This is a genomic window from Pantoea sp. MHSD4 (genome assembly GCF_021043305.1).
GTDB lineage: Bacteria > Pseudomonadota > Gammaproteobacteria > Enterobacterales > Enterobacteriaceae > Pantoea > Pantoea eucalypti.
On the sequence record NZ_JAJNDH010000005.1, the window covers coordinates 141077 to 157929 of the forward strand.

Annotated in this window: 12 protein-coding genes; 9 read left to right on the top strand and 3 right to left on the bottom strand. The window is 53.5% G+C overall.

All coding sequences use genetic code 11. From position 1 onward, the window contains the following. Positions 1 to 7 precede the first annotated feature (7 nt). Positions 8 to 1231, top strand: coding sequence for an O-antigen ligase family protein (locus LQK91_RS16135; RefSeq protein ID WP_003853373.1), 1224 nt, complete (start codon positions 8 to 10; stop codon positions 1229 to 1231). Positions 1232 to 1311: 80 nt separating this feature from the next. On the opposite strand, the gene LQK91_RS16140 is transcribed toward LQK91_RS16135, so the two are convergent. Both LQK91_RS16140 and metK read right to left on the bottom strand, forming a co-directional pair. Beyond that, positions 1312 to 2709 (bottom strand): sugar porter family MFS transporter, encoded by a 1398-nt coding sequence (locus LQK91_RS16140; RefSeq protein WP_078804938.1) that lies wholly within the window; start codon positions 2707 to 2709, stop codon positions 1312 to 1314. Positions 2710 to 3243: 534 nt separating this feature from the next. Then, complete coding sequence (gene metK, locus LQK91_RS16145; protein WP_003853369.1) at positions 3244 to 4395, bottom strand: methionine adenosyltransferase; 1152 nt, start codon at positions 4393 to 4395, stop codon at positions 3244 to 3246. 840 nt (positions 4396 to 5235) lie between these two features. Here metK and speA point away from each other — a divergent pair. The 3 genes from speA to LQK91_RS16160 all read left to right on the top strand — a co-directional run bounded on the left by speA (position 5236) and on the right by LQK91_RS16160 (position 8906). Further along, positions 5236 to 7212, top strand: coding sequence for a biosynthetic arginine decarboxylase (gene speA / locus LQK91_RS16150; protein ID WP_039660728.1), 1977 nt, complete (start codon positions 5236 to 5238; stop codon positions 7210 to 7212). A 170-nt stretch (positions 7213 to 7382) separates the two neighbouring features. After that, positions 7383 to 8303: an agmatinase gene (speB, locus tag LQK91_RS16155; protein WP_003853366.1), complete on the top strand. Its 921-nt coding sequence runs from the start codon at positions 7383 to 7385 to the stop codon at positions 8301 to 8303. A 192-nt stretch (positions 8304 to 8495) separates the two neighbouring features. Then, positions 8496 to 8906, top strand: a complete 411-nt coding sequence (locus LQK91_RS16160; protein ID WP_008925681.1) for a YidB family protein — start codon at positions 8496 to 8498, stop codon at positions 8904 to 8906. A gap of 64 nt (positions 8907 to 8970) precedes the next feature. Here LQK91_RS16160 and LQK91_RS16165 read toward each other — a convergent pair whose 3' ends face one another. Next, positions 8971 to 9729 carry a M48 family metallopeptidase gene (locus tag LQK91_RS16165; RefSeq protein WP_003853364.1) on the bottom strand — a complete coding sequence of 253 codons (759 nt, stop codon included), beginning with the start codon at positions 9727 to 9729 and terminating at the stop codon, positions 8971 to 8973. Positions 9730 to 10000: 271 nt separating this feature from the next. Between LQK91_RS16165 and tkt the strand changes: the two genes are divergently transcribed. From tkt to mscS, 5 genes are all read left to right on the top strand, one after another. Further along, positions 10001 to 11995: a transketolase gene (gene tkt / locus LQK91_RS16170; protein ID WP_105099887.1), complete on the top strand. Its 1995-nt coding sequence runs from the start codon at positions 10001 to 10003 to the stop codon at positions 11993 to 11995. Positions 11996 to 12309: 314 nt separating this feature from the next. After that, positions 12310 to 13329, top strand: a complete 1020-nt coding sequence (gene epd / locus LQK91_RS16175; RefSeq protein ID WP_003853362.1) for an erythrose-4-phosphate dehydrogenase — start codon at positions 12310 to 12312, stop codon at positions 13327 to 13329. Between the two features lie 51 nt (positions 13330 to 13380). After that, a complete protein-coding gene (pgk, locus tag LQK91_RS16180; RefSeq protein ID WP_003853361.1) occupies positions 13381 to 14544 on the top strand; it encodes a phosphoglycerate kinase in 1164 nt (387 codons plus the stop codon). A gap of 105 nt (positions 14545 to 14649) precedes the next feature. After that, positions 14650 to 15729: a class II fructose-bisphosphate aldolase gene (gene fbaA, locus LQK91_RS16185; protein ID WP_003852838.1), complete on the top strand. Its 1080-nt coding sequence runs from the start codon at positions 14650 to 14652 to the stop codon at positions 15727 to 15729. Positions 15730 to 15937: 208 nt separating this feature from the next. Further along, on the top strand, positions 15938 to 16819 hold the full coding sequence (gene mscS, locus LQK91_RS16190; RefSeq protein ID WP_003852840.1) for a small-conductance mechanosensitive channel MscS: 882 nt from the start codon (positions 15938 to 15940) through the stop codon (positions 16817 to 16819). Positions 16820 to 16853: the final 34 nt, after the last annotated feature.

A 16853-nucleotide genomic window follows, 5' to 3' on the forward strand; every position in this document is an offset into this window, starting at 1 on the left:
AACGTTAATGGTTAATTTTTCAGTTATTGCGCTCTGTCTGGCGCTGTCACTGAATATGTTTGTTACCGGCCTGCCGCAAAAAATATTCTATCTGGTCTCTTATCTCTCCGTTGCCTCCGTGTTGTATGGCCTGGTGCGCAGGCGAGAGGACTTTAAAGAGAACGGTTTTTATATCGCCCTGTTTGCTGTACTGATTATTTTTGCCCTGATCCGTCTCTTCTGGGCGATACACGCTAAAGGGATCGAAACCGCGCCCTCAAAAGATGCCATCACCAATATCGGCAACTATCTGCTGGGGGCGAAGCGACTGTTACTGGGCGCCTTTGTGCTGCTCAGTCTGGCGATTTATGGTCATCGGGTCTCTGCTACCACGCTGCGCATCGGAAAAGTGTTAATTCTGGTGGGACTGTTGATTACGCTGGGCTTTGGTATTCACGAGCATCTTTATACCGAAAATATCCGCATCAAACTCACCACCGAAGCGGCCTCGATGTCCTCCTACATGATTCTTTTTATCTACTGTGCCTGGCTATGGCTGAGCCGCTTTGAGACGCACTCGTACTGGAAGGTGGCTGATGTCGTTGCGCTGGCGGTGACCTTTGCCTTGCTCTACCTATGTGGCACCCGGGTGACCCTGATTGCGCTGATTGCCGCAGGATTGCTGTTCCTGGTGCAGACTTATCGGCTGTCGTTGCTGACCAACTGGCGGATTAGTGCTTTGCTGGTGGGCGTGCTGGCGGTGCTGATCCTGATGACCAGTAACCGCTGGGTGGAGGGTGTGCAGGATATCGAGAACTATGGCTCAAACAGCTCAACCTCCCTGGGCGCACGTGTGGCTATCTGGGGCGGGGCGATGAATTTTATTGAGCATCATGGCGGTTTTGCGACGCCGGATGCGCGCACCACCGAGGCCCGACAGTTCATCACGGCGCACTATCCTCACAATACTGAGGGCTATACCAACGTTAAATACAACATGCACAACGAGTTTCTGGAAGTGACGACACTGCAGGGCTGGCTGGGTGCGCTGTCGCTGGCGCTGCTCTATCTGACCGTGCTGGCAGGCGTGCTGAAGAAGTGCGATCTGCGCGGTGTTGCGCTGCCGATGCTGGGATTGTTTATCTGCGGACTGACCGATTCGGTACTGCCTTATAATCAGACCGCCACCATTTTTATTATGGCTCTGGCGCTCTGCTGTATACGGCGGCCGCTGCCGGTCACCGCTGCATAGTCTCTGTCTGAACCTATAAAAAAGGCGGGGTTTCTCTGGAAACCCCGCCTTTTTATTACCGCGATTTTTACGACGTAACGTTAGTCGCGAGAACCGATGTCGCGCAGTTTCTTACCTGCCATCAGATTACGTTCAATGTGCTCCAGCGAGACGTTTTTGGTCTCAGGAATCAGCATCAGCGTCAGCAGAATGAAGAACAGGTTAAGCGCCGCGTAGACCCAGAAGGTGTTCGCATTGCCCAGCGTATTCAGCATGGTCAGGAAGGTTGCACCCACGATCATGTTTGCGATCCAGTTGGTGGTCGTAGAGACAGTGATACCGAAGTCGCGGCCTTTCAGCGGCTGAATTTCGGAACAGAGTACCCAGATCAACGGACCGGCTGACATGGCAAAGCCAACGATAAACATCAGCAGCATACCGATCGCAAAGTACTGTGCGCCTGCAGAGTGAATACCGAAGTGCAGCATTGTACCCAGCACGCCCATACCGGCTGCCATCACCATAAAGCCCAGAATCAGGGTAGGTTTACGACCCCAGCGATCCACCAGACCAATAGCAATAAAGGTGGCCAGAACGTTGACCAGACCCACAATCACCGTGCCCCACATCTGCTGGGTGGTGTTAGTGAAGCCTGCGATTTCAAAGATTTTTGGCGCGTAGTACATGATGACGTTCATGCCGGTAAACTGCTGCATCACCTGCAACAGGATGCCGAGATAGACCGCGCGACGGAAGTGGCTGCTGCTGGTGAACAGACCCCAGCCAGACTGCTTGACCTTCAGGCTCTCACGAATCTCTTCCAGCTCACGTTTTGCCTGCTCGCTGGTGTCACGCAGACGATCCAGTACACGTTGTGCATCGCGGAAGTTGCCTCGCGCCGCCAGCCAGCGCGGGCTGTTTGGCAGGAAGAAAACACCGACCAGCAGCAGCAGTGCCGGAATCGTGATGATACCCAGCATCCAGCGCCAGTTGCCGGTAAAGCTGAATGCGGTATCGGTCAGGTAAGCACCCAGAATACCGATAGTAATCATCAGCTGGTAAAGCGAAATCATACTGCCGCGAATTTTTTCCGGTGCGATCTCAGAAAGATAAAGCGGGGCGGTATAAGAGGCGATACCGACAGCCAGACCCAGCAGAACGCGGGCGCTGATCAGCATTTCCGGGTTTGGCGACATTGCTGACCAGAGTGAACCGATCACGAACAGAATCGCACCAGCCATCAGGCTTTTCTTACGGCCCAGGCGGGATGACATCCAGCCGCTGCCGATAGCACCGACCGCCGCACCAAACATCATGGAACTGACGATCCACTCCTGCTGATGAGGGGTGACGTTAAAGTCCTTTGCGATAAACGGCAGAGCACCGGCGATAACGCCGATATCCAGACCGAACAGCAGTCCCGCAAGGGCCGCCAGAAAGCAGACAAATAAGGTCATCGCCTTATTTGAAGTTCTGCTTTTGTGTGTATTGCCAGGCATTGTAGCCTCCAGGTTTATCCATCATTGTTTTTATCAATGTTAAAAAACCATTTGCGGGAAAAAAGTGAGCCTGATCACATCAGTGTAATCGCTTACACACGCTGAAACCCTGAAATTCAGCATATTTTTCCCGGAAAGATTAATTAACCAGTGAGGTATAGCACTCATTAAGTTTCTGACAATGCTCTATTTAGTGGCTATCAGACGACGCTGAAAATAACGCATTTTCAGCATAATAACTACGTGCGTTAATTCTTAAATGTCAGATATACAAAGCATTTCGATTTGTAATCGTTAACATTTTGTCGTCAGAAAAAGCGAAAGGAAGTGTAGCTGAGAACTGAAAATTTGCTGCAGAGTAAAGAGGATGTCATTCAGGTTCGTTTTTTTCGTCTTCAGATGTCCGTAATAAACAGCTGGGTTATCGTATTCCGGTGCCGGGCGGAGGCAAGCATTCTCTGGTGAGCAATGGGGCTGATCGGGCGATAAAAAACCCCGCCACCGGGGCAGGGTTTTTATCAGCCGCCGCTAACCTTACAGGCCAGCTGCTTCACGCAGCAGGGCAGCTTTGTCGGTTTTTTCCCATGGGAAATGTTCGCGACCAAAGTGACCGTAAGCCGCGGTCTCTTTATAGATTGGGTGCAGCAGGTCCAGCATCTGAATCAGACCGTATGGACGCAGGTCGAAGAACTCGCGTACCAGCAGCGTCAACTGTTCAGTTGAGATTTTCTCGGTGCCGAAGGTTTCCACCATGATAGAGGTCGGTTCAGCCACGCCAATAGCGTAGGAGACCTGAATTTCACAACGGTCAGCCAGACCCGCCGCCACGATGTTTTTTGCCACGTAACGCGCTGCATAGGCGGCAGAGCGGTCAACTTTAGAAGGATCTTTACCCGAGAACGCACCGCCACCGTGACGTGCCATACCGCCATAGGTGTCGACGATGATTTTACGGCCGGTCAGACCGCAATCGCCCATCGGACCGCCAATCACAAAGCGACCGGTTGGGTTAATGTGATATTTAGTCGAGGCACTCAGCCATTCTGTTGGCAGAACCGGTTTGATGATCTCTTCCATCACCGCTTCCTGCAGATCTTTCTGACTGATGGATTCAGCGTGCTGAGTAGACAGAACGACTGCATCAATGCCAACGATTTTGCCATCGTCATACTGGAAAGTGACCTGGCTTTTGGCATCCGGACGCAGCCACGGCAGGGTCCCGTTTTTACGTACTTCAGCCTGACGCTGAACCAGACGGTGCGCATAGGTCACCGGCGCAGGCATCAGCACGTCAGTTTCGTTGGTGGCATAGCCGAACATCAGACCCTGATCACCCGCGCCCTGTTCCAGCGGATCGGTGCGGTCAACGCCCTGATTAATATCCTGAGACTGTTTGCCAATGGCGCTTAATACCGCGCAGGAGTTGGCATCAAAGCCCATATCGGAATGAACATAGCCGATGTCACGTACGGTCTGACGGGTGATCTCTTCAATATCGACCCAGGCGCTGGTGGTGATTTCACCGCCAACCAGAACCATTCCGGTTTTAACGTAAGTTTCGCAGGCCACGCGCGCTTTAGGATCCTGTTCGAGGATCGCATCCAGCACAGCATCGGAGATCTGGTCGGCGATTTTATCGGGATGTCCTTCTGATACGGACTCGGACGTAAAAAGGTGTTTAGCCATTCTGTTCTTTACCTTAAATATGGTTTGAGTACGACTGCATAGCGCCAGTGAGGTTGTCTGACCTGACGCCCCTTCAGGCAAAGCCGCGAGCAGTGAGGTAGTATCAGCACAGCAGGCTGACACCGCCTGGATAGTAACCTGTTTAGATGGAAAACCATCTGGACGGCTATTTTAGGATAGAGGATAAACCAATTACCAGCCCTTTTTCTGTTTAAGCGCTTAACCTGTAACCGTTATCGGCATAATTTGCTGACACTGCACGCAATTCCCGGATAATCTTTTTGCATTTTAGCGCTGTAAACTGTATAAAACGCCGCTGCTTCGATAGCAGCAGCAAGGATGACGCCACTGTTTGCGTCGCGCCTGTCAGACTCTGGTCTGGCTTTCACCCAGGTTGTTTTCCATGTGCCCCTGGCATATGCGGAGGTGATACAAGTAATGAACCACGCTTTTTCTTCTTCCGGTTCCTTGCGCTGCGGCGCTGCACTGGCTCTCTCCTGCCTCCCATCTGTTTCTTTGTCCTGCCGACACTATGTCCGATGCGGTAATTTTACCGACACAGGCGCCGGCTAATCTTTATCTCTGTTCTGCTGGTTTGGTCTCTTCTCTGCGCCCGCGTAGCGGAACGACGCAGGTTATCCATGGTCAATACATAACTAAATGTTCTCTGTTTAAACGGAGATGGCCAGGGTGTTTTACACTTAACTCTCATGCGTGAATCGCGCTGACGGCAACGTCAGGTGAACAGGACATTGTGTTTAATGTGGCAACAGGTTTTCAGATTAGCGGCCATAAAGCCGGTTAGCAGTTCTATCTTTCAACGGAAAATTGAGGTTCGCGATGTCTGACGACATGAAGAATATCAAAGGTTCGTCAGCTGGCGAACAGGGTGCACTCCGCTCCATGCAGGAGGTGGCAATGAACGATCAGGATGCGAGCAAAATGTTGCGTACGTACAACATCGCCTGGTGGGGCAACAACTATTATGACGTTAACGAACTGGGCCACATCAGTGTCTGCCCCGATCCGGATCGTCCGGATGTGCGCGTCGACTTAGCCCGCCTGGTTAAAGAGCGCGAAGCACAGGGCCAGCGTCTCCCCGCCTTGTTCTGCTTCCCACAGATTCTGCAACACCGTCTGCGCTCGATTAACGCCGCGTTTAAACGTGCGCGCGAATCTTACGGCTACAAAGGCGACTACTTCCTGGTTTACCCGATTAAAGTTAACCAGCACAAACGCGTTATTGAGTCGCTGATTCACTCTGGCGAGCCGCTGGGACTGGAAGCCGGCTCGAAAGCCGAGCTGATGGCCGTGCTGGCGCATGCCGGTCAGACCCGCTCAGTGATCGTCTGTAACGGCTACAAAGATCGCGAATATATTCGTCTGGCACTGATTGGCGAGAAGATGGGCCACAAGGTCTATCTGGTGCTGGAGAAGATGACGGAAGTGCGGCTGGTGCTGGAAGAAGCGGAGCGTCTGAATGTCGTGCCGCGTCTTGGCATCCGTGCGCGTCTGGCTTCGCAAGGCTCCGGTAAATGGCAGTCGAGCGGCGGCGAAAAATCGAAGTTTGGCCTCTCCGCCACGCAGGTGCTGAAACTGGTTGAGATCATGCGCGAAGCGGGTCGCATCGACAGCCTGCAGCTGCTGCATTTCCATCTGGGTTCGCAGATGTCCAACATTCGCGACATCGCGACCGGCGTGCGTGAGTCGGCGCGTTTCTACGTCGAACTGGCGAAGCTGGGCGTTAACATCAAATGTTTCGATGTCGGTGGTGGTCTGGGCGTCGATTACGAAGGCACGCGCTCGCAGTCTGACTGCTCGGTAAACTATGGCCTGAATGAGTATGCCAACAACGTGATCTGGGCGATTGGTGCGGCCTGTGATGAGCACGGTCTCGAGCATCCGACCGTCATTACCGAGTCGGGTCGTGCTGTGACCGCGCACCACACGGTACTGGTCTCCAATATCATTGGTGTCGAGCGTAACGAGTTCAGCGAACCTGAAACGCCGGATGCGGATGCGCCGCGCCCGATTCTCAGCATGTGGGAAACCTGGCAGGAGATGCATGAGCCAAGCACCCGCCGTTCGCTGCGTGAATGGCTGCACGACAGTCAGATGGATTTGTCTGATATCCATACCGGCTACGCCTCCGGTACATACGATCTGAAGCAGCGTTCATGGGCTGAGCAGCTCTATCTGAGCATCTGCCACTATATTCAGCAGCATCTTGATCCCAGTAACCGTGCGCACCGTCCGATCATCGACGAACTGCAGGAGCGCATGGCAGATAAGATCTACGTTAACTTCTCGCTGTTCCAGTCCATGCCGGATGCGTGGGGTATCGACCAGCTGTTCCCGGTACTGCCGCTGGAAGGGCTGAACAAGAAGCCGGAGCGCCGCGCCGTGCTGCTCGACATCACCTGTGACTCCGATGGCACCATCGATCACTATGTGGATGGCGACGGTATCGCAACGACCATGCCGATGCCGCAATATGACCTGGATAACCCGCCAATGCTGGGCTTCTTCATGGTCGGTGCTTATCAGGAAATTCTGGGCAACATGCACAACCTGTTCGGTGACACCGAGGCGGTAGATGTCTACGCACGCGAAAATGGCGATGTGGAAGTCCAGCTCTCTGATGAAGGCGATACCGTGGCGGACATGCTGCGTTACGTGCAGCTTGATCCCAACGAGCTGATGGCGCTGTTCCGTAATCAGGTGCAGGCATCCGATGTCGACGAAGAGCTGCGCGCGCAGTTCCTGGAAGAGTTTGAGAGCGGCCTCTACGGTTACACCTATTTAGAAGATGAATAATCGGCGCTGGCAGCCTGCAATCGCATATTGCAGTTGCCGTTAACTATGCCGATAATCTGACCCACTCAATCCCTTCCTCGTCGGGCCTAACGACGCGGAGGGGATTTTTTTCATCTCAACCTTAATGGCTTGCGGGCCTGGCCTGACTAACGCACATAGAGAGAGCAATTATGTATAACACCCTTGGCAATCAGTATGACAACTCCCTGGTTTCTAACGCCTTTGGTTTCATGCGTTTTCCGCTGAATTTCCAGCCTTACGACAGCGACGCCGAGTGGGTTATCACTGGCGTGCCATTTGATGCTGCAACATCGGGCCGTCCGGGCAGCCGCCTGGGTCCGGGCGCGATTCGTCAGATCTCCACCAATCTGGCCTGGGAAGGCTGCCGCTGGCCGTGGGATTTCGACCTGCGTCAGCGTCTGAACGTGGTCGACTGTGGCGATCTGGTTTACGCCTTCGGTGATTCGCAGGATCTTTCCGACAAGTTGCAGGCTCACGCGGAAAAACTGCTGGCCAGTGGCAAGCGCATGATGACTTTTGGCGGCGATCACTACGTTACGCTGCCACTGCTGCGCGCCCATGCAAAACACTTCGGTAAGATGGCGCTGGTGCATTTCGATGCGCATACCGACACTTACTCCAACGGCCCGACCTTCGACCACGGCACTATGTTCTTTACCGCGCCGAAAGAAGGTCTGATCGATCCACAGCATTCTGTGCAGATCGGTATCCGCACCGAATTCGACAGGAGCCTTGGCTTCAACGTGCTGGATGCGGCGCAGGTCAACGACCGCAGCGTTGACGATATCCTCGCGGAAGTGAAACGCACCGTTGGTGATCTGCCGATCTATCTGACCTTCGACATCGACTGTCTGGATCCGGCGCATGCGCCTGGCACCGGCACGCCAGTGATTGGCGGCCTGACCACGGATAAAGCGACCAAGCTGATCCGTGGCCTGCAGGGCATGAACATTGTCGGCATGGATCTGGTGGAAGTGGCACCGGGATACGATCATGCTGATCTGACAGCACTGGCGGCGGCAACGCTGGCGCTGGATATGCTGCATGTTCAGGCTGCAAACAAAGGTTAATCCTGTCATGAGCCTGCCGGGTTAACCTGGCAGGTTTTGCGCCGCCGGCTAATGCGGCACAGTGCCAGTAACGACCGCCATCCGCTTTTCCTCCTCAGGATTGTTTCCCTTTATCGCGACGCCCACTGCTCAGGCGTAACCGCGCATCAGCAGCTAAACTCATTGATATCAATTCTCAACGTGGAGGCAATCATGGGCTTTCTTGATGAACTGGCGGGATCGCTACAGGGCGCGCAGAGTGATGGGCATCTGCCCGGACAACTGCAGGCGGTCTGGCACTGGGTGCAGGAGCAGGGCGGTATTGAAGTGCTGCTACAAAAATTCCAGCAGGGCGGGCTGGGCGAGGTGTTTGGTTCGTGGATCGGCACCGGGGCGAATCAGCCGGTAGAACACAGCGATATCCACTCTGCATTTGGTCAGGCTGAGCTACAGTCACTGGCGGATAAGCTGGGAACCGACGTTAAGGGCGCCGCGGGCACGCTGGCGGTTATTCTGCCGCAGCTGATCGACAAAATGTCACCTCAGGGGCATATGGATGAGGCGTCGCTGCACGAGAATAAACTCGATTTAGGTTCGATGGTGGATCAGATATTCAAACGTTAGGCCAGTGATTCTGACCTGATCCGTACTGCAGGCGCATGCTGTGTGCATGCGCCTGTATCAGGCATTACTTCTTCGCGTCTGCCGCAATACGTTCACGGATGTGCTCGGCACGCGCTTCAGAAGCGGGGTGCGAGTCAAACATCGAGCTCTGACGTCCCTGTTCCAGCTTCGCCAGTTTCTCAAAGCTGGTCACCAGACCTTCCGGATTAATGTTGCGCTTCTTCATCAGATCGTAGGAGTAATCATCTGCCTGCGATTCCTGAGTCTGGGAGAACTGTGCGTTAACCAGTTTTTCACCCATCTCACCCAGTTGCGACTGAGACAGTGAACCGATCACGCCGCCAACTGATGCGGCTGCCGTGCGGGCGGCGGTTGTGGCATACGCCAGCTGCATCGCTTTACGCGTATGACCCAATGCAACGTGGCCCATCTCATGGCCCAGCACGCCTTCCACCTCATTGTCAGTCATCATATCCATCAGGCCGCTGTAAACGCGGATACAGCCGTTTGCCATCGCCCAGGCGTTGACATCTTTGGTCTGATAAACCTTATAGTTCGCCGGAACGCCATTGATATTATCGCCCAGCGCGGCTGCAATCTTATTCAGGCGCTGCTGATACTCACTGTTAGCGGGCGCCAGCTGATTATCCTTGTCCATCTGCTCACAGGATTTATCGCTCAGTTGCTTTACCTGATCGTCGCTCAGGCTATAAGCCTGATAGGCCTGCGCGCCAGATTGCATCAGTGCATTATTGTCTAAACCCTGACAGCCGCTGAGCATCGCTGTCAGGCCAAGTGCTAACACCATTTTTTTGGTTTTCATGCTGTATCCCATCCATAACAAGGTAAGAAAAACAAACACCTGAAACTCACTCAGATGAATAAACGATTTGGTTATAGCGTGCCAGTCTGCACTTTGCTAGCAGACCTGGCCGAAAAAGCCATACGAAGCGGTGACATTTAGCGTTTTACAACATGTACTTTTGACCTGACTTTCATGTACATTGATGGGCAACTTTTTCCTTGTTTTGCCCGGTAACTCATTAATAACAATCAGTTAAGGTGCGAAGCATTAATCCGACCTGGAGTAGAAAATGCCCTCTCGTAAAGAGCTTGCCAACGCCATTCGTGCGTTAAGTATGGATGCAGTACAGAAAGCGAAATCGGGACATCCGGGTGCCCCAATGGGCATGGCGGACATCGCTGAAGTACTCTGGCGCGGCTACCTGAACCACAACCCAACCAACCCGCTGTGGGCCGACCGCGACCGTTTCGTCCTCTCTAACGGTCACGGCTCAATGCTGATCTACAGCCTGCTGCACCTGACCGGCTACGATCTGCCACTGAGCGAACTGGAAAACTTCCGCCAGCTGCACTCAAAAACTCCAGGTCACCCTGAATATGGCTACACCGTGGGCGTTGAAACCACCACCGGTCCGCTGGGGCAGGGCATCGCCAACGCCGTCGGCTTCGCCATTGCTGAACGCACACTGGCCGCGCAGTTTAACCGTCCGGGTCATGACATCGTAGACCACAACACCTATGTCTTCATGGGTGATGGTTGCATGATGGAAGGTATTTCTCACGAAGTCTGCTCACTGGCGGGTACGCTGAAGCTGGGCAAACTGGTTGCCTTCTATGATGACAACGGTATTTCCATCGATGGTCACATTGATGGCTGGTTCACTGATGACACCGCTAAGCGCTTTGAAGCGTACGGCTGGCATGTCGTGCGCGGCGTAGACGGCCATGATGCAGATGCGATTGCTAAAGCGATCGAGGAAGCGAAGAGCGTCAGCGACAAGCCTTCACTGCTGATGTGCAAAACCGTTATCGGCTTCGGTTCACCGAACAAAGCAGGCACCCATGATTCACACGGCGCGCCGCTGGGTGATGACGAAGTGGCACTGACCCGCAAACAGCTGGGCTGGAACCACGCACCGTTCGTTATTCCTTCAGACATCTACGCTGAGTGGGACGCGAAAGAAGCGGGCCAGGCGAAAGAAGCGGCATGGGATGAGAAATTCGCTGCGTATGCACAGGCCCATCCTGAGCTGGCTGCTGAATTTAAACGTCGCGTGAGCAACGAACTGCCAGCTAACTGGCAGGAAGAGTCTCAGAAGTTCGTTGAACAGCTGCAGGCGAACCCGGCGAAGATCGCCAGCCGTAAAGCGTCACAGAATGCTATCGAAGCCTTTGGTAAAATTCTGCCGGAATACCTGGGCGGCTCAGCTGACCTGGCGCCGAGCAACCTGACTATCTGGTCTGGTTCTAAGCCAATCAACGAAGATGCTGCGGGTAACTACATCCATTACGGCGTGCGTGAATTCGGTATGACCGCTATCGCCAATGGTCTGGCACTGCATGGCGGCTTCCTGCCATACACCGCTACCTTCCTGATGTTCGTTGAGTATGCGCGTAATGCAGCGCGTATGGCGGCACTGATGAAGATCCGTCAGATCATGGTCTACACTCACGACTCAATCGGTCTGGGTGAAGATGGCCCGACGCATCAGCCGGTTGAGCAGATGGCGAGCCTGCGCACCACACCAAACATGAGCCTGTGGCGTCCATGTGACCAGGTAGAATCTGCGGTGGCGTGGAAATATGCTATCGAACGTCAGGATGGCCCAACGGCACTGATCTTCTCCCGTCAGAACCTGGCGCAGCAGGAACGTGATGCTGCACAGCTGGCTAACGTGGCGCGCGGTGGTTACGTGCTGAAAGATTGCGACGGCACCCCTGAGCTGATCCTGATCGCAACCGGTTCAGAAGTTGAACTGGCTGTCGGTGCCTGGGACAAACTCACCAGCGAAGGCCGCAAAGTGCGCGTGGTCTCGATGCCGTCAACCGATGCTTTCGACAAGCAGAGCGATGAATACCGTGAATCTGTGCTGCCTAAAGCCGTCAGCGCTCGCGTTGCTATTGAAGCGGGCATCGCTGATTACTGGTTCAAATACACGGGCCTGAATGGCGCTATCGTGGGTATGACCAGCTTCGGTGAATCTGCACCTGCAGATCAGCTGTTCGAGCTGTTTGGCTTTACCGTTGACAACGTCGTCGCGAAAGCGAAAGCGCTGCTGGCGTAATAACTGGCCAGGCGGGTCTGCTCCCGCCTGGTTGTGAAATTAAAGGGGCGATCCTTTCGTCCCTTTTGCTCTTTTATTCCTGCAGTAATAACACTTTCTGGCTTAAATTTGTGACGCAGATCCAAATTTATGCAGTCAGATTGATCGCAATCATTCCTGTTATTCCTTCCTTCTATTATTCTGGCTGAACCGTTTCAGTCGTCGGGCCAGCCGCCCTGATTTCGGACAATGCCGGGCAAGAATCTCCTGTACAAAATGCAGTGAAGCGCTCAGGCTAACGGCACGTTTTTTCAGTCTGACGTGGCAGGAGAGAAATGACGGTACGGATAGCGATAAATGGTTTTGGCCGGATTGGACGCAATGTCCTGCGCGCGCTCTATGAAACGGGCCGACGTGCAGAGATTACCGTGGTCGCGATTAATGAGCTGGCTGAAGCCACCGGTATGGCGCACCTGCTGAAATACGATACCAGCCATGGCCGTTTTGCTTTCGACGTTCGTCAGGAGCGCGATGTTATGTGGGTGGGTGGCGATACCCTGCGCATTTTGCACCGTGCAGACATAGCCGATTTGCCGTGGCGTGAACTCGATGTGGATGTGGTGCTGGACTGTACCGGCGTCTATGGCTCACGGGCTGATGGCGAAGCCCATCTGCAGGCGGGTGCCAAAAAAGTGCTGTTCTCTCATCCTGGCGGAAACGATCTCGACGCGACTGTCGTGTTCGGTGTTAACCAGCAGGATCTCACCGCCAGCGATCGCATCGTCTCCAATGCGTCCTGCACCACAAACTGCATTATTCCGGTCATTAAACTGCTGGATGATGCGTTTGGTATCGAATCCGGCACCGTCACGACGATCCACTCGGCGATGCACGATCAGCAGGTGATCGACGCCTATCACAGCGATCTGCGCCGGACCCGCGCGGCCAGTCAGTCCATCATTCCAGTGGATACGCGTCTGGCGGCAGGCATCACCCGTATTTTTCCGAAATTCAACGATCGCTTTGAGGCGATAGCCGTTCGCGTCCCGACGATTAACGTGACGGCCATTGATCTCAGCGTTTCTGTGCATAACGCGGTAACGGCATGTGACGTTAACACCTTGTTGCGAAGCGCGGCAGAAGGGGCATTTCGTGGTATAGTTGACTACACGGAATTACCGTTAGTCTCAGTAGATTTTAACCATGATCCGCACAGTGCCATTGTGGACGGAACACAAACGCGGGTCAGCGGTCAACACCTTATCAAGACACTGGTCTGGTGTGACAATGAATGGGGCTTTGCTAACCGAATGCTCGACACGACGTTAGCGATGGCCGCAAGCGGTTTCAGGTAAGACGCGGTTTGCGTCTGGCAAAACTTATGAGAATCAACGAGAGGATTCACCATGTCTGTAATTAAGATGACCGATCTGGATCTGGCTGGTAAACGCGTTCTGATCCGTGCCGATCTGAACGTACCAGTTAAAGAAGGTAAAGTGACGTCTGATGCACGTATCCGTGCTTCTCTGCCAACCATTGAAGCGGCGTTGAAACAGGGCGCGAAAGTAATGGTTACCTCTCACCTGGGTCGTCCGACCGAAGGTGAATACAACGAAGAGTTCTCGCTGCTGCCGGTAGTTAACTACCTGAAAGAGAAGCTGAGCGGCACCACTGTGACCCTGGCAAAAGATTACCTCGATGGCGTTGAAGTGGGCGCTGGCGAACTGGTTGTGCTGGAAAACGTTCGCTTTAACAAAGGCGAAAAGAAAGATGACGAAGCGCTGTCTAAAAAATATGCCGCCCTGTGCGACGTATTTGTGATGGACGCGTTTGGTACTGCGCACCGCGCGCAGGCTTCTACCCACGGCGTTGGCAAATTTGCCCCTATCGCCTGTGCCGGTCCGCTGCTTTCTGCAGAACTGGAAGCGCTGGGTAAGGTCATGAGCAACCCTGAGCGTCCGCTGGTGGCTGTTGTTGGTGGTTCTAAAGTCTCTACCAAATTTGATGTGCTGCAGTCTCTGGTCAAAATCGCGGACACCGTGATTGTCGGCGGCGGCATTGCGAACACCTTCGTGGCTATCGACAACAATGTCGGCAAGTCACTGTATGAACCCGACTTCGTTGAAGCGGCTAAAGGCCTGCGCGATCAGCACGGTATCCCGGTTCCAACTGACTCTCGCGTCGGCACAGAATTCTCTGAAACTGCGCCAGCGACCGTGAAAAAGGTTTCGGAAGTAGCAGATAACGAAGAGATTATGGACTTCGGTGATGAAACCGCTCAGGCCATGGCTGCCATCCTGAAAGAGGCTAAAACCATCCTGTGGAATGGCCCGGTGGGCGTGTTTGAGTTCCCTAACTTCCGTAAAGGCACCGAGATCGTGGCTAACGCGATTGCAGACAGCGATGCCTTCTCTGTTGCAGGCGGCGGCGATACCTTAGCGGCTATCGACCTGTTCGGCATCGAAGACAAAATTTCCTACATCTCTACCGGCGGTGGTGCGTTCCTGGAGTTCGTGGAAGGCAAAAAACTGCCAGCAGTTGCCATGCTGGAAGAGCGTGCGAAGCAGTAATCCTTTGGGGGCGATGCCTCGCGGCATCGTCTGAAGTCTTGCCCATCTGGGCGTTTAAATCGACGTTCCTTTAAGGGAACAACGGTCACGAAACAGGACACAATCATGTCTAAAATTTTTGATTTCGTAAAACCCGGCGTTGTCACTGGTGATGACGTACAGAAGATCTTCAAAGTTGCGAAAGAGAACAAATTCGCACTGCCAGCCGTGAACTGCGTCGGCACCGACTCCATCAATGCGGCACTGGAAGCGGCAGCGAAAGTGAAAGCGCCAATCATCATCCAGTTCTCTAACGGTGGTGCTGCATTTATCGCCGGTAAAGGCTTCAAGACTGACAAACCACAGGGCGCGGCAATCTTCGGTGCTATCGCCGGTGCACACCATGTTCACCTGATGGCAGAGCAGTATGGCGTGCCGGTTATCCTGCACACTGACCACTGCGCGAAGAAACTGCTGCCGTGGATCGATGGTCTGCTGGACGCGGGCGAAGAGTACTTCCAGAAAAACGGTAAGCCACTGTTCTCTTCTCACATGATCGACCTGTCAGAAGAGTCACTGGAAGAGAACATCGAAATCAGCAGCAAGTATCTGGCGCGCATGGCGAAACTCGACATGACGCTGGAAATCGAACTGGGCTGCACCGGTGGTGAAGAAGATGGCGTGGATAACAGCCATATGGACGCATCTGCTCTCTACACCCAGCCAGAAGATGTGAACTACGCATACGAAAAACTGAATGCTATCAGCCCGCGCTTCACCATTGCGGCTTCATTCGGCAACGTACACGGCGTTTACAAGCCAGGTAACGTGAAACTGACCCCAACCATTCTGCGTGATTCGCAGAAATTCGTGTGTGAAAAACATGGCCTGCCGCACAACGCGCTGGACTTCGTTTTCCACGGCGGTTCAGGTTCTTCAGCTGCAGAAATCGAAGAGTCTATCAGCTACGGCGTGATCAAGATGAACATCGATACCGATACCCAATGGGCAACCTGGGACGGCATCCTGCAGTACTACAAAAAGAATGAAGGCTATCTGCAGTCGCAGCTGGGTAACCCGGAAGGCGACGACAAGCCAAACAAAAAATACTACGACCCACGCGTCTGGCTGCGTTCAGCCCAGGCCTCAATGGTCGTGCGTCTGGAGCAGGCTTTCAAAGAGCTCAACGCTGTCGACGTTCTGTAACTGATATTGAGTTACGGTATAAACTGTCTTCTGTATAAAAAAGGCCCGAAAGGGCCTTTTTTTTGATCTTTTTTCGCCGGATTTGCGTCAAAGGTCATGCAGGTTTGGCACACCGGCATTTATTGTTTACCCTTTTGTCAGGGATTGTCAGAGCTGTTCTGACAATCTGTTGTTACTTCCCTTGGGAATTTAATTACAGGATGGTTCCATGCAGGATACGGGTATGTTTGATGAGCTTAACAACGCAGGTAACTGGATAGTACGCAATCAGGAGCTGCTGATAAGCTATGCGGTGAACATTGTCGCAGCTATTGCGATTATCTTTGTGGGTATGATTGTTGCACGCATCATCTCCAACACCGTTAATCGTCTGCTGTGCGCACGTCATATTGATACGACCGTTGCTGACTTTTTGTCGGCGCTGGTGCGCTACGGCATTATCGCCTTCACACTTATCGCGGCGCTGGGTCGCATTGGCGTACAGACCACCTCGGTTATTGCCATCCTCGGTGCGGCCGGTCTGGCTGTGGGTCTGGCCTTAAAAGATTCACTGTCAAACCTGGCTGCCGGCGTACTGCTGGTGATTTTCCGCCACTTCCGCACCGGTGAGTTTGTGGATCTGGGTGGCATCATGGGTACAGTCATGAACGTGCAGATCTTCTCTACGACGCTCAAGTCAGCGGATGGCAAGCGCGTGGTGGTGCCGAACGGTAAAATCCTTGCCGGAAACATCGTTAACTTTTCCCGTGAGCCGGTACGCCGCAATGAATTTATTATCGGCGTCTCCTACGATGCCGATGTGGATCAGGTTCTGACGCTGCTGCGGGAAGTCGTTGAAGCAGATGAACGTGTACTAAAAGATATGGGTATCCAGATTGGGCTTAATGAGTTAGCCGCATCCTCAATGAATTTTGTCGTGCGCTGCTGGAGCAACAGTGGAGACCTGCAAAACGTCTACTGGGATCTGATGAAGAACTTCAAGCGTACGCTGGATGGCAAAGGAATTGGTATTCCTTATCCGCAGATGGATGTGCATCTGCACCGCGTCAGACCGTCAGATACACCTGCACCAGAGACACAGCCGCAGTAATTTGTTCAATGGGCGGCGTCTGTCGCCCATTAAT